This is a genomic window from Pseudomonas sp. S60 (assembly GCF_016647865.1).
Taxonomy (GTDB): Bacteria; Pseudomonadota; Gammaproteobacteria; order Pseudomonadales; family Pseudomonadaceae; genus Aquipseudomonas; species Aquipseudomonas parafulva.
The window spans coordinates 50,681-63,975 of sequence record NZ_JACVVH010000025.1; the positions used below are offsets into that span (position 1 = coordinate 50,681).

Below are 13,295 nucleotides of genomic sequence, written 5' to 3' on the forward strand. Positions count from 1 at the left end.
CGGCCAAAGGCAGCTATCCTCAGTGGTCAGGACCTTCGACCAACCTGACCGAGGTGAAGAAATGCCAGTTCCGCATGACCTGCTCGCTGACTTGCACGTAACCGCCGATGCCTTCCAGGCGCTCATTGACAAGGACCAGACGCTGCACGCACTGCACAAGGAATACAACGCCAAGGACAAGGAGGTGCTCGCTGCAGAAAGCAATGGCACCAATGACGATGTGGTCAACCGGCTGCGCAAGGAGCGGCTGTTGATCAAGGACAAGATCGAGCGCGCCATTCACGCACCGGGGGCATGACCCCTCCCGGCGCTTGAACCTTTTCGCCCATACCCATAGCAGTGTCGCCCATGCCAGCAGCCGTGTCTCAACGGCTGCTGGTCACCAATTGGGTGGTGATCAGACCTGCCAGCCAAAGCAGACATATCGTCCCCACGGCATAAGACAACGTACGCCATGGTTGCCAGTGCCCCAAGTAGGTAACCGTATGCATGATGCGCGCGACCGTGAATGCGCCAAATAACCAGGGTGCGGGACCGGCCGGCCCGTCCAGCGCTACATAGAGCCCCCCGAGAACGAAGAACAAGGGAATATTCTCCAAATCGTTCGACCAAGCCTGCGACGCCCGGGCCACCTGCGGAAGCTCTTCTGCGCTCGCTGCGCGACCAACCAGGCGTGCATCCTCAGCATTTTTGAAGGTCATGCGCCCGATGCGGTAAAACCCTTGGTAGCACGATATCGCCAACATCTTGCCGAACAACACCAGTACGCACAGGGTATAGCTGTAGAGAACGACGCTCATATCTACTCCTTTAGATGGGCATCAAGGTTTACGCCAAGGTGGCTACCGGGTAATCAGGGCGCCGAGGGCGTTTTCAAGGTCCTCGATCAGATCAGCGCTGTCCTCGATCCCCACCGACAGCCGTAGCAGGTTTTCGCTGATCCCCATCACACCCTTCTGCTCGGGGCTGAGGGAGCAGTGGGACATGCTCCACGAATGGTTGATCATGCTTTCCACCCCGCCCAGCGAATCGGCCAGCACAAAAATCTGCAACGCCTCCACCAGGCGGTTCATGGCAGCTCGGTCGCCTTTTACCTTCATGGCCACCACTGCCCCGCCACTGCGCATCTGGCGTTTGCACAGTTCATGCTGCGGGTGGCTTTCAAGGCCCGGGTAGTACACCTGCTGCACCTGGGGGTGGCGTTCGAGCATGCGCGCCACGCGCAGCGCATTGGCGCATTGGCGCTCCATACGCACGTCCAGGGTTTTCAGGCCACGCAGCGCCAGGTAGCAGTCGAACGGGCCCTGCACCGCACCGATCGCCATGCTGATACGGCGCAGGCGGTGCAGCAGTTCGTCGCTGGCGGCCACCACCACGCCGCCAGTCAGGTCGGAGTGGCCACCGATGTACTTGCTGGCCGAATGCATCACCAGGTCTACACCCAAGGTGATCGGGCGCTGGTTCCAGGGGGAGCAGAACGTGTTGTCGATGCAGGTGAGGATGCCCCGCGCGCGGGCAAGGTCGCACACCGCCTTGATATCGACCAGGTGCAGCAGGGGGTTGGTGGGCGACTCGATCCAGATCAGCCGGGTTTCCGGCTTGATGGCCGCAGCCACAGCCTGCAGGTCGTTGAGGTCGACATAGGTAGTGGTCAGGCCTGAGGTGTGGCTGCGGTAATCTTCCATGATGCGGAAGGTGCCGCCGTACACGCCGTTCATCACCACCACGTGGGCATCCTTGGGCAGCAGTTCCAGCACGGTGGCCGTGGCGTTTACCCCGGAGGCGCAGGCGACCGCGCCGGCGCCCTCTTCCAGGGCCGCCACGCAGGTTTCATAAGCGTGCCGGGTGGGGTTGCCCACGCGGCTGTAGGAGTACTCGGGCTTGTCGTCCAGGCCGCGCTTGATGAACGAGCTGGCAGTGACGATAGCCGGGAAGATGGCATTGTCGGCAACGCTGAATTGCTCGCCGGCATGGATGGTTCGGGTGGCGAAATGGCGCGGCTTGTCGGACATGGTCAGGCCCATTGGCAGAGGTGAAGCTGCCACTATCGCACAACCCCAAAGTGCTGACCTTGGGGTAACCTGTGAAAACTTCTTCGCCAAGGCCTGCGCCTGATATGGACAGCTTCGACCAACACATTCTCACCCTGCTGCAGCGCGATGCCTCGGTGTCCCTCAAGGACCTGGCCGAGGCGGTCAACCTGTCCACCACCCCCTGCTGGAAGCGCGTCAAGCGCCTGGAAGACGAGGGTTACATCGTGGGCCGCGTCGCCCTGCTGGACCCTGAACGGCTAGGGCTGGGGCTGACGGTGTTCGTGCAACTGAAAACCCAGCGGCACGACAGCGTCTGGCTGGAGCAGTTTGCGGCAACCGTGACCGCGTTCGAGGAGGTAATGGAGGTCTATCGTATGTCCGGTGATTGGGACTACATGCTGCGGGTGGTGGTGGGGGACATCGCCGCGTATGACCGGTTCTACAAGAAGCTGATCAACAGTACCGATGGGCTATCGAACATCACGTCCAGTTTTGCCATGGAGCAGATGAAGTACACCACGGCGTATCCGGTGCATCGTTCCTGATGCTGAGTGGCTGTACTGGGGCCTGCCGCCGTCAATCAGCCGCCAGCACCGCCTCGATCCGGTTGCCCGCCTTGGCCTTCTCGACCTTGATTGCCACGAACTTGGAGGTCGGCGTGTAGGTGCCCTCGCCGTAACTGTCCAGCGGCACCAGCGGGTTGGTTTCGGGGTAGTAGGCCGCGGCCTGCCCCTCAGGCACGTCATAGGCCACCAGGCGGAAGCCCGATACGCGACGCTCCACGCCATCCTCCCACAGCGACACCAGGTCTACCTGCTCACCGGGCTCGAAACCCAGGCGGCGAATGTCGGCCTCGTTGACGAAGACCACTTCACGTAGCCCGAATACACCGCGATAGCGGTCGTCCAGGCCGTACAAGGTCGTGTTGTACTGATCGTGGGAGCGCAGCGTCTGCAGAATGAGGTCAGGCGTGTCACCCCGGGCCAGCACCTTGGCGTTGACCAGTTGCTCAGGCAGTGCATGCGGGCTGAAGCGGGCCTTGCCGGTAGCCGTGCGCCAGGCGCGTTGAGCGGCGGCATTGCCCAGGTGGAAGCCGCCAGGTTCTTGCAGGCGCTCGTTGAACGCGGCAAAGCCTGGGATCACGTCGGCGATCATGCTGCGGATACGGCCGTAGTCTGCCACGGCGTATTCCCAGTCGATTGGCTGCTTGCCCAGGGTGGCCTGGGCCATGCCGGCGACAATCCAAGGCTCCGAGCGCAGGTGCGGCGAGCGCGGCCGCAGTTGCCCGTGGGAGATGTGCACCATGCTGAAGGTGTCCTCCACCGTTACCCCTTGAGGGCCGTTGGCCTGCACGTCGATTTCGGTCCGGCCCAGGCACGGCAGGATCAGCGCATCCCCCCCAGTGACCAGGTGCGAACGGTTGAGCTTGGTGGATATCTGCACGGTCAACGCGCATTTGCGCAGCGCCGCGTGGGTGCGCGGGGTGTCTGGCGTGGCTTGGGAGAAGTTCCCGCCCAAGGCGATGAATACCTTCGAGCGCCCCTCTTCCATGGCCTTGATCGCCAGCACAGCGTTGTGGCCGTGGGCACGGGGCACGCGGAACTCGAAGCGCTTCTCCAGAGCATCGAGCAACGCCGGCTTGGGCTTTTCGTCGATACCCATGGTGCGGTCACCCTGCACGTTGCTGTGACCGCGCACGGGGGAAAGCCCAGCCCCCGGTTTACCAACGTTGCCCCGCAACAACTGCAGGTTGACGATTTCCTGCACGGTGGGCACCGAATGCCGGTGCTGGGTAACGCCCATGGCCCAGCACATGATCACCCGTTCGGCCTTGCGGTACATGCGCGCAGCCAGCTCGATTTCGGCCTGGGTAAGCCCGGACTGCTCCACGATATGCGCCCAGGGCGTGGTATCCAACGCTTGCAGGTAGGCGTCCACGCCGCTGGTGTGCTCGGCGATGAACGCGTGGTCGAACACCGCCGGCGCACCGCTGGCCTGGGCCTCGCGTTCCCATTGCAACAGGTATTTGGCGATGCCGCGCATCACTGCCATGTCGCCGCCCAGGTTCGGGCGGAAATACGCCGTGTTGGTGGGCTCGGAGCCGTTGCTGAGCATTTCGAACGGGTGCTGGGGGTGCTGAAAGCGCTCCAGCCCGCGCTCCTTGAGGGGGTTGAAACACACCACCTGCGCGCCGCGTTTTACTGCCTCGCGCAACGGCTCAAGCATGCGTGGGTGGTTGGTACCGGGGTTCTGGCCGATCACGAAGATGGCGTCGGCCAGTTCCAGGTCGTGAAACACCACCGTGCCCTTGCCCACGCCGAGGGTTTCGGACATCCCCACGCCGCTGGCCTCGTGGCACATGTTGGAACAGTCGGGGAAGTTGTTGGTGCCATAGGCGCGCACGAACAGCTGGTAGAGGAAGGCGGCTTCATTGCTGGCGCGGCCTGAGGTGTAGAACTCGGCCTCATCGGCCGAACCGAGTGCGCGCAGGTGCCGGGCGATCAGGGCGAACGCCTCTTCCCAGCTGGTTTCCACGTAATGGTCAGTGGCGGCGTCGTAGCGCATGGGGTGGGTGAGCCGGCCCTGGTACTCCAGCCAGTAGTCGGTCTGTTCGGCCAGGGCGCTGACGCTGTACTTGGCAAAGAAGGCAGGGTCCACCGAACGGCCGGTGGCCTCCCAGTTGACGGCTTTGGCCCCGTTCTCGCAAAACTTGACCATATCGCTTTCCGGCGACTCGCCCCAGGCGCAGCCGGGGCAGTCGAAGCCACCGTTCTGGTTGGTCTTGAGCATGGCCCGCAGGTTCTTGAAGGCGTTTTCGCTGCCCAGCCAGCTTTTGGTGACGCTCTTGAGCGCCCCCCAGCCGGCGGCGGCGCCTTTGTAGTCCCTGATGTGGTCGTCTTGGCTCATGCGGTGAATCCTCACGCTACGGTGCTTTCATTCAGCCTACGGAGCGTGGTGCTGGGGCGTCCAATCGAAAGATCTTACGGAGTGATAAGCGGTTTCGATGATGGGCCCCAAGCCGCGATAGAGCCTGTTTATCATACGGTCGGGCAAAGCAATTTGACTGCCCTGCCCCCAGGTTATAGCTTGGAGGCGTACCCCACCCATTCGAGTGTGCACGTGGAACAGAACAGCCGGGCCCTGATCGACGGCTTCAACCGGAAAATCGACTACCTGCGGATGTCCGTGACAGACCGCTGCGATTTCCGCTGCGTGTATTGCATGGCCGAAGACATGCAGTTTCTGCCGCGCCAGCAGATCCTGAGCCTCGAGGAACTGTTCCAGGTGGCCGAGCGCTTCGTGGCACTGGGTACCCGCAAGATCCGCCTGACCGGCGGGGAGCCACTGGTACGCCAGGGCATCGTCGGCTTGTGCGAGCGCATCGCCGCCCTGCCCGGCCTGCGCGAGCTGTGCCTGACCAGCAACGGCTCGCAGTTGGGGCGCCTGGCGCAGCCGTTGTTCGACGCGGGCGTCACACGCCTGAACATCAGCCTCGACAGCCTGAATGCTGCGCGCTTCAAGCAACTGACACGTACCGGCGATCTCCACCAAGTGATTGCGGGCATAGACGCGGCGCGTCTGGCGGGCTTTCGCCGTACCAAGCTCAACTGCGTGGTGCTCAAGGGCCGCAACGACCATGAGCTGGTAGACCTGGTGCGTTTTGCCATAGACCGCGAGCTGGACATCACCTTCATCGAAGAAATGCCCCTGGGCGTGATCAACGAGCATGAGCGCGGTGAGTCGTTTTGCTCCAGCGACGAAGTGCGCGAGCGCCTGGCCGAGCACTTCAGCCTGATCGAATCTACCGAATCGTCCCAAGGCCCTGCCCGCTACTGGCGGCTGGCCGAAGCGCCGGGCACCCGGGTGGGCTTCATCTCACCCCATAGCCACAACTTCTGCGCCACCTGCAACCGGGTGCGGCTCACCGTGGAAGGCCGCCTTTTACTGTGCCTGGGCAACGAGCACTCGGTTGACCTCAAACACGTGCTGCGCGCCCACCCGGGCAACCCGCAGCGGCTGGAAACAGCCATTCGCGATTCGTTGCACCTGAAACCCTATCGCCACCATTTTGAAGTGGGTGGCGACGTACAGATCCTGCGTTTCATGAACATGACCGGCGGCTGAGCAGCCGTCTCTGGACTTCCATGATCGTTCATCCCACCCATGGTGTGCTGCGGGTGCTGTTCACCCTCAAAGGGTCAATCCTCAAGCGCATCGCCCTGCGCTGCCTGATGGTCACGCTGTTGGCGGCGCTGATTGTATTGGCCGAGCGCCATTACCCGGCATTCTTCTACCCGGTCAGCGCCACGCCCTTCACCCTGCTGGGGCTGTCGCTGTCGATCTTCATGAGTTTTCGCAACAACGCCTGCTACGACCGGTGGTGGGAGGGGCGCAAGGCCTGGGGCAAGCTGATCATCGAAACCCGCTCGTTCGTGCGTGAAAGTGTGGTGATCACCGATGCCCGGTTGCGGGCCGAGCTGCTGCGCAACCTATGCGGTTTTGCCCATGCCCTGAATGCGCGGTTGCGCGGGGAAGATGATGTGGAGGCCGCGCGCCCCTGGTTGACGCAGCCCGAACGGATCAGCGCGCATAATGTGTGCGACGGGATTCTGCGTGAGGTCGGTGCGCAGTGCTCGCACCTGGCCGAGCAACAACAGATCAGCGACTGGCGCTACAGTCTGCTGGAACAGCGGCTGGTGGGGCTGAGCGAGGTGCAGGCCACCTGCGAGCGTATCAAGGGCACGCCGTTGCCGTTCCCCTATACGCTGCTGCTGCACCGCACCATCTACATCTTCTGCCTGTTGCTGCCCTTTGCCCTGGCCGAACCGCTGGGCTGGCTGGCGCCATTGTTCACCACCATCGTGGGGTACACCTTCTTCGGGCTGGATGCCATCGGCAACGAGCTGGAAGACCCGTTCGGGCGCGATGAGAACGACCTGCCCACCGATGCCATGGTGCGGACCGTGGAGCGCGATGTGCTGGCAGGGCTGGGGGAAACACCGTTGCCACCGGCGCTGTTGCCGGTGGGGTATGTGTTGAGTTGACGGTGCATTGGCGCACGGGCGGCTACTGGGTGATTGGGGCTCAGCCGCGGGTCTCGCAGGGCGCGATCGGCTTCAGATGCTTGACGAAATTGCATGGCCGGTGGCGTGCGTCCAGCTGTTCGGCCAGGATGCCCTCCCAGGCCGTGCGGCAAGCCCCGGTTGAGCCAGGCACGCAGCACACCAGGGTACGGTTGGAAAGCCCTGCGAGGGCACGGCTCTGCACCGTGGAAGTACCGATATCCAGAATCGACAGCGCACGGAACAACTCGCCAAACCCGTCGATGCGCTTGTCCAGCAAACACTCCACCGCTTCCGGGGTGCTGTCACGCCCGGTAAAACCGGTGCCGCCCGTGATCAGCACCACCTGCACCTGCTCGTCGGCAATCCAGCTGGCGACCTGCGCACGGATCTTGTACAGGTCATCCTTCAGCAGTGCCCTCGCCACCAGGCGATGGCCAAACTCCACTGAGCGGCAGGCCAGCAGCTCACCCGAGGTATCGGTGTCGAAAGTACGGGTATCGCTGACGGTCAGCACAGCGATGTTGAGCGGTACAAAGGCCGCATCAGGTTGAACACGCACGGTAAAGCCCCCTCGAAGTCAGTATCGCCACGCTAGAGGCCGGCGCTGCAGGCGTCCAATCGATATCACGTACTGGCCGATCAATAGCATCTATCGCAGACGTGGGTTATGGTCTGCCCACCCCGTTACCAGGCAAGCGCATGGACATCAAGCAGCTGAAGTTTCTCCTCGCCCTCGACCAGACCCGCCACTTCGGGCAGGCAGCGGCGCTGTGCCACATCACCCAGCCGACCCTGTCCATGCGCTTGCGCAACCTTGAAGATGAACTGGACCTGGTGCTGGTCAAACGGGGCCAGCGATTCGAAGGCTTTACCGAGGCCGGTGAACGCATCCTGGCCTGGGCCCGCACCCTGCTCGCCGCCCACGATGGCCTGCAGGCCGAGGCGGCCAATTGCCGTGGCCAGGTGGTAGGCAGCCTGCGCCTGGGCACGGTGCCGCTGGCCAGCTTCAACCCCATGCAATTGTTGTTGCCGCTGCGGGCAAAATACCCCGGGCTGCACTTTCAACTCAGTTCGCTGAGTTCGGAGCAGGTGGTCGATGGCCTTAGCCGCAACCAGCTCGACCTGGGCATCTGTTACCTGGACCAGGTCAATACCCGGTTCTTCGAGGTCATCGAACTGGGCATCACCACCATGGGCCTGTTGCATGACACGCGGCATTTCCAGTTCACGGGCGATGCCTTGCGCTGGGACCAGCTGGGCGACACGCCCCTGGGCCTACTGAGCAAGGGCATGCACTACCGCCAATCACTGGACCTGAGCCTGCGTAGCCGGGGCCTGGAACCCAATGCCGTGCTGGAAAGCGACTCCAGCTTCCAGCTGATCCAGGCCATCAGCAGCGGCCTGTGCTGCGCAATCATGCCGCTGGGCTGCGGCCTGGAAGCCCTCAGCGAGCACTTGCGCATCCTGCCGGTGGTGGATGCCGCCATCCACAGCCCCGTGGGCCTGCTGCTGCGCCGCAGCGAACCGCGTTCGGCCATTGCCGAGCAGTGCTTTACCGAGGCGAAAGCACTGTTTCAGGCGCCCTGAACACTGGTCGCCTGGCGGTACTGGCGGGGGGTGAACCCGGTCAGTTGCTTGAACTGGCGGCTGAAGGCGCTGTGGTCGGTGTAGCCGCAGCGTAGCGCGACCTCGGTGATTGGCAGCTCGGAATGCAGTAGCCGGTGGGCCTGCTCCAGGCGCGCCTTGTGAATCATCTGCCGGGGGGTGAGGTGAAACACCCGCTTGCAGTAACGCTCCAGTTGCGCGACGGATATGCCCGCTATGCGGGTCAGCTCCCGCATGCTGATCGGCTGCTGGAAGTGGCGACGAATGTGCTCGTCCACAGCGGCCAGGCGCTGATAGGCGGGGTGTGTGTCTGCCGCTGACTGCAGGTCCACCGAAATGCCGACCAGGCCAATGATGGCCCCTTCCACGTTGTGCAAAGGGCGCTTGTGGGTCAGGCACCAGCCGGCCTCGCGGCTGCCATACAGGTGCAGCTCCAGCTGGTCTTCGAGCACCAGGCCCTCCTTCAGCACGCGGCGGTCCTGCTCGGTATAGCCCGGGCCCAGCTGCGCCGGAAACACCTCGGCGCTGGTCTTGCCCAGCAACGGCGCCAGCCCTTTGAGCCCACAGCGCTGCACCAGGGTGGTGTTGGCCAGCACATAACGGGCAGCTTCATCCTTGATGAAGATCGCCGCGTTGGGGATGGCGTCAAGGATGGGCAGCAGCAGCGATACGCCACCCAGCAGCGCCTCAAGGTTGGCCGGCCGGTACCGCTCCAGCGCCGGGCACAGGGTAGCCAGGGGGGTAGGCATCATCTCTAAAGCCCATGTTCAGTGAGGCTTCGAGCCTATCTCCACGGCCTTGCGGCACGCCAACGGTTTTTCGTGACTGTGCCGATTTCGTCATGCCCCCTGCAGAAAACCATCAAGAACCGCCCCGCCGATCGGTTCACTCTATGCCCCATGCAAGCCGCCCATGTTCCACAAAAGCGCGGCCGCAACGCCGCACCTCGTGACATCAGACCTGCCTATCCAATAACCAACAAAAAGGCGAACCCATGTCAGGCAAATTCAAGAAACAGCTGTCATTGCTGGACCTCACCTTCATCGGCCTAGGGGCCATCTTCGGCTCCGGCTGGCTGTTCGCTGCCAGCCACGTATCAGCCATTGCCGGCCCTGCGGGTATTCTGTCGTGGTTTCTGGGCGGCTTTGCCGTGCTGCTGCTGGGCATCGTGTATTGCGAGCTGGGCGCGGCCCTGCCGCGTGCCGGCGGCGTGGTGCGCTACCCGGTGTATTCCCACGGGCCACTGCTGGGCTACCTGATGGGGTTCATCACCCTGATCGCCTTTTCCAGCCTGATCGCCATCGAAGTGGTCGCCTCGCGCCAGTACGCCGCTGCCTGGTTCCCGGGGCTGACAAAGGCCGGCACCAGCGACCCGACCGTGCTTGGCTGGCTGGTGCAGTTCGCACTGTTGGGGCTGTTCTTCATCCTGAACTACCGCAGCGTGAAAACCTTCGCCAAAGCCAACAACCTGGTCAGCGTGTTCAAGTTCATCGTGCCGCTGCTGGTGATCGGGGTGCTGTTCACCTTCTTCAAACCCGAGAATTTCCAGGTACAGGGTTTTGCGCCGTTTGGCCTGTCCGGGGTGGAAATGGCGGTATCGGCCGGTGGCATCATTTTCGCCTACCTGGGCCTCACACCGATCATCTCGGTGGCCAGCGAGGTCAAGAACCCGCAACGCACCATTCCTATTGCGCTGATACTGTCGGTGCTGCTGTCCACCGCCATCTACGCCCTGCTGCAACTGGCATTTCTCGGCAGCGTGCCCACTGACATGCTGACCAATGGCTGGTCGGCGGTGACAAAGGAACTGGCCCTGCCCTACCGCGACATCGCCCTGGCCTTGGGAGTGGGCTGGCTGGCCTACCTGGTGGTGGCGGATGCGGTGATCTCCCCAAGCGGCTGCGGCAACATCTACATGAATGCCACCCCCCGCGTGGTGTATGGCTGGGCGAAGACCGGCACGTTCTTCCGCTACTTCACCCGCGTCGATGAACAGTCTGGCATTCCGCGCCCGGCCCTGTGGCTGACCTTTGGCCTGTCGGTGTTCTGGACCCTGCCATTCCCCTCGTGGGAAGCGCTGATCAACGTGGTGTCCGCTGCACTGGTGCTGAGCTACGCAGTGGCCCCGGTGACCGTCGCCGCCCTGCGCCGAAACGCTCCCGACATGCCGCGCCCGTTCCGGGTCAAGGGCATGGGTGTACTGGGCCCGCTGTCGTTCATCATCGCCGCACTGATCGTGTATTGGTCGGGCTGGGGCACGGTGTCCTGGCTGCTGGCGCTGCAAATCCTGATGTTCGTGCTGTACCTGGTGTGTGCGCGCTTCGTGCCCACCGAGCACGTGTCGCTGGCCCAGCAGGTGCGCTCGTCGGCGTGGCTGATCGGCTTCTACGCCGTGACCATCCTGCTGTCCTGGCTGGGCAGCTTTGGCGGCACCGGGGTGATCGGCCACCCGCTCGACACCGTGATCGTCGCCGCATGTGCGCTTGGCATTTACTACTGGGGTGCGCGCACCGGGGTGCCGGCACATCTGGTGCGCCTGGAGGGCGAGGATGAAAGCGAAGCCAGCCAAGCGCCGCTGGTCGCCCAAGGCCCGGCGGTAACGGCGCCCTGAGGGCCCGCATCCACAGCGCAAGACTTGGCCAACCACACTACGGACACGACCATGAAACAGATCCACATCATCGACTCGCATACCGGCGGCGAACCCACGCGCCTGGTGATGAAAGGCTTCCCGCACCTGCACGGTCGCAGCATGGCCGAGCAGCGCGACGAACTGCGCGAGCGGCACGATGCGTGGCGCCGGGCCTGCCTGCTGGAGCCGCGGGGCAACGACGTGCTGGTGGGGGCGCTGTACTGCCCACCGGTGTCGGCGGACGCCACCTGCGGGGTGATCTTCTTCAACAACGCCGGTTACCTGAACATGTGTGGCCACGGCACCATCGGCCTGGTTGCCTCGCTGCAGCACCTGGGCCTGATCGCACCGGGGGTGCACAAGATCGACACCCCGGTCGGCCAGGTCAGCGCCACCCTGCATGAAGATGGCGCCATCACCGTCGGCAACGTGCCCGCCTACCGCTACCGCCAGCAGGTGGCGGTGGATGTGCCCGGCCATGGCGTGGTGCGCGGCGATATCGCCTGGGGTGGCAACTGGTTCTTTCTGGTCAGCGAGCATGGCCAGCGCCTTGAACTGAGCAACCGCGAAGCCCTCACCGACTACACCTGGGCCATGCTCAAGGCCCTCGAAGCCCAAGGCATTACCGGTGAGCACGGTGCCCCCATCGACCACGTCGAGCTGTTTGCCGAAGACGCCGCAGCCGACAGCCGCAACTTCGTCATGTGCCCGGGCAAAGCCTACGACCGTTCGCCCTGCGGCACCGGCACCAGCGCCAAGCTGGCCTGCCTGGCGGCAGACGGCAAGCTGGCCGAGGGCCAGGCCTGGGTACAGGCCAGCATCACCGGCAGCCAGTTCACTGGCCGCTACGAGCGCGACGGGGAGCGGATTCGCCCATTCATTACCGGCCGCGCCTACATGACCGCCGACAGCACGCTGTTGATCGATGAACAGGACCCCTTCGCCTGGGGCATCTGACCCCTGCTTTCCTTTACCACCCGACACCGCCAGGAGCACTAACAATGACTGACAACATCTTCACCGGCACCATGCCCGCCCTGATGACCCCCTGCACCGCCGAGCGCAAACCGGACTACGACGCACTGGTGCGCAAGGGCCGTGAGCTGATCGAGGCTGGCATGAGCGCAGTGGTGTACTGCGGTTCGATGGGTGACTGGCCACTGCTCAGCGAGGCCGAACGCCAGGAGGGTGTGGCGCGGCTGGTGGCAGCGGGCATCCCGACCATCGTCGGCACCGGCGCGGTGAACACCCGCGAAGCCGCCGCCCACGCTGCCCACGCGGCCAAGGTGGGCGCCGCGGGCCTGATGGTCATTCCACGGGTACTCAGCCGGGGTGCATCGCTGATTGCCCAGAAACACCACTTCGCGGCGATTCTGGCCGCCGCGCCTGCGCTGCCGGCAGTGATCTACAACAGCCCGTACTACGGCTTCGCCACCCGCGCCGACCTGTTCTTCGAACTGCGCCAGCAATTCCCCAACCTGATCGGCTTCAAGGAGTTCGGCGGCGGCGCGGACCTGCGCTATGCGGCCGAGCACATCACCTCCAAGGATGACGGTGTGACGCTGATGGTGGGCGTGGATACCCAGGTGGTGCATGGCTTCGTCAACTGCAACGCCACCGGCGCCATCACCGGCATCGGTAACGCCTTGCCACGGGAGGTGCTGCAACTGGTGAGCCTGAGCAAGCAGGCCGCCAAGGGCGACGCCCGAGCCCGCCGCCTGGCCCGTGAGCTGGAAGCGGCACTGGGGGTGCTGTCGTCGTTCGATGAAGGTTGCGACCTGGTGCTGTACTACAAGCACCTGATGGTGCTCAACGGCGACACGGAGTACACCCTGCACTTCAACGAAACCGATGCCCTGACCGATGCCCAGCGCAACTATGCCGAGCAGCAGTACGCGCTGTTCCGTAGCTGGTATGCGCACTGGTCGACCGAGCAGAACGTGGCCTGACCTCAGCCGC

13 protein-coding genes are annotated in these 13,295 nt (G+C 63.7%); 8 read left to right on the forward strand and 5 right to left on the reverse strand.

Going from position 1 to position 13,295, the window contains the following annotated elements:
• Positions 1–61 precede the first annotated feature (61 nt).
• A complete protein-coding gene (locus tag IAE33_RS14395) occupies positions 62–298 on the forward strand; it encodes a YdcH family protein (protein ID WP_201163994.1) in 237 nt (78 codons plus the stop codon).
• A 67-nt stretch (positions 299–365) separates the two neighbouring features.
• Here the strand turns inward: IAE33_RS14395 and IAE33_RS14400 are convergent, their stop codons facing one another.
• Both IAE33_RS14400 and IAE33_RS14405 read right to left on the reverse strand, forming a co-directional pair.
• Positions 366–800, reverse strand: coding sequence for an MAPEG family protein (locus IAE33_RS14400; protein WP_201163995.1), 435 nt, complete (start codon positions 798–800; stop codon positions 366–368).
• Between the two features lie 42 nt (positions 801–842).
• Complete coding sequence (locus tag IAE33_RS14405; RefSeq protein ID WP_060481336.1) at positions 843–2,024, reverse strand: trans-sulfuration enzyme family protein; 1,182 nt, start codon at positions 2,022–2,024, stop codon at positions 843–845.
• A 92-nt stretch (positions 2,025–2,116) separates the two neighbouring features.
• Here IAE33_RS14405 and IAE33_RS14410 point away from each other — a divergent pair, with 92 nt between their 5' ends.
• Positions 2,117–2,578 (forward strand): Lrp/AsnC family transcriptional regulator, encoded by a 462-nt coding sequence (locus IAE33_RS14410; RefSeq protein ID WP_201163996.1) that lies wholly within the window; start codon positions 2,117–2,119, stop codon positions 2,576–2,578.
• Between the two features lie 31 nt (positions 2,579–2,609).
• On the opposite strand, the gene IAE33_RS14415 is transcribed toward IAE33_RS14410, so the two are convergent.
• Entirely contained in the window at positions 2,610–4,940 is a 2,331-nt protein-coding gene (locus tag IAE33_RS14415) for an FdhF/YdeP family oxidoreductase (protein WP_201163997.1), read from the reverse strand.
• A gap of 213 nt (positions 4,941–5,153) precedes the next feature.
• On the opposite strand from IAE33_RS14415, the gene moaA reads away from it, so the two are divergent.
• Both moaA and IAE33_RS14425 read left to right on the forward strand, forming a co-directional pair.
• A complete protein-coding gene (gene moaA, locus IAE33_RS14420) occupies positions 5,154–6,158 on the forward strand; it encodes a GTP 3',8-cyclase MoaA (RefSeq protein ID WP_028635405.1) in 1,005 nt (334 codons plus the stop codon).
• 20 nt (positions 6,159–6,178) lie between these two features.
• Positions 6,179–7,078, forward strand: a complete 900-nt coding sequence (locus IAE33_RS14425) for a bestrophin family protein (protein WP_201163998.1) — start codon at positions 6,179–6,181, stop codon at positions 7,076–7,078.
• Positions 7,079–7,118: 40 nt separating this feature from the next.
• Here IAE33_RS14425 and moaB read toward each other — a convergent pair whose 3' ends face one another.
• A complete protein-coding gene (gene moaB / locus IAE33_RS14430) occupies positions 7,119–7,658 on the reverse strand; it encodes a molybdenum cofactor biosynthesis protein B (RefSeq protein WP_028635403.1) in 540 nt (179 codons plus the stop codon).
• 140 nt (positions 7,659–7,798) lie between these two features.
• Here moaB and IAE33_RS14435 point away from each other — a divergent pair, with 140 nt between their 5' ends.
• Positions 7,799–8,686, forward strand: coding sequence for a LysR family transcriptional regulator (locus IAE33_RS14435; RefSeq protein ID WP_060481332.1), 888 nt, complete (start codon positions 7,799–7,801; stop codon positions 8,684–8,686).
• Here IAE33_RS14435 and IAE33_RS14440 read toward each other — a convergent pair.
• Positions 8,674–9,456 (reverse strand): AraC family transcriptional regulator, encoded by a 783-nt coding sequence (locus IAE33_RS14440; RefSeq protein WP_201163999.1) that lies wholly within the window; start codon positions 9,454–9,456, stop codon positions 8,674–8,676. The genes IAE33_RS14435 and IAE33_RS14440 overlap by 13 nt on opposite strands.
• A gap of 242 nt (positions 9,457–9,698) precedes the next feature.
• Between IAE33_RS14440 and IAE33_RS14445 the strand changes: the two genes are divergently transcribed.
• From IAE33_RS14445 to IAE33_RS14455, 3 genes are read left to right on the forward strand one after another with little or no spacing between them, the layout of a single operon-like run.
• The gene (locus IAE33_RS14445) at positions 9,699–11,315 is read left to right on the forward strand and encodes an APC family permease (protein WP_201164000.1); all 1,617 of its coding nucleotides are present in this window, start codon (positions 9,699–9,701) and stop codon (positions 11,313–11,315) included.
• A 51-nt stretch (positions 11,316–11,366) separates the two neighbouring features.
• A complete protein-coding gene (locus IAE33_RS14450) occupies positions 11,367–12,293 on the forward strand; it encodes a 4-hydroxyproline epimerase (protein WP_201164001.1) in 927 nt (308 codons plus the stop codon).
• Positions 12,294–12,337: 44 nt separating this feature from the next.
• A complete protein-coding gene (locus tag IAE33_RS14455) occupies positions 12,338–13,285 on the forward strand; it encodes a dihydrodipicolinate synthase family protein (protein ID WP_201164002.1) in 948 nt (315 codons plus the stop codon).
• The last annotated feature ends 10 nt before the right edge of the window (positions 13,286–13,295 follow it).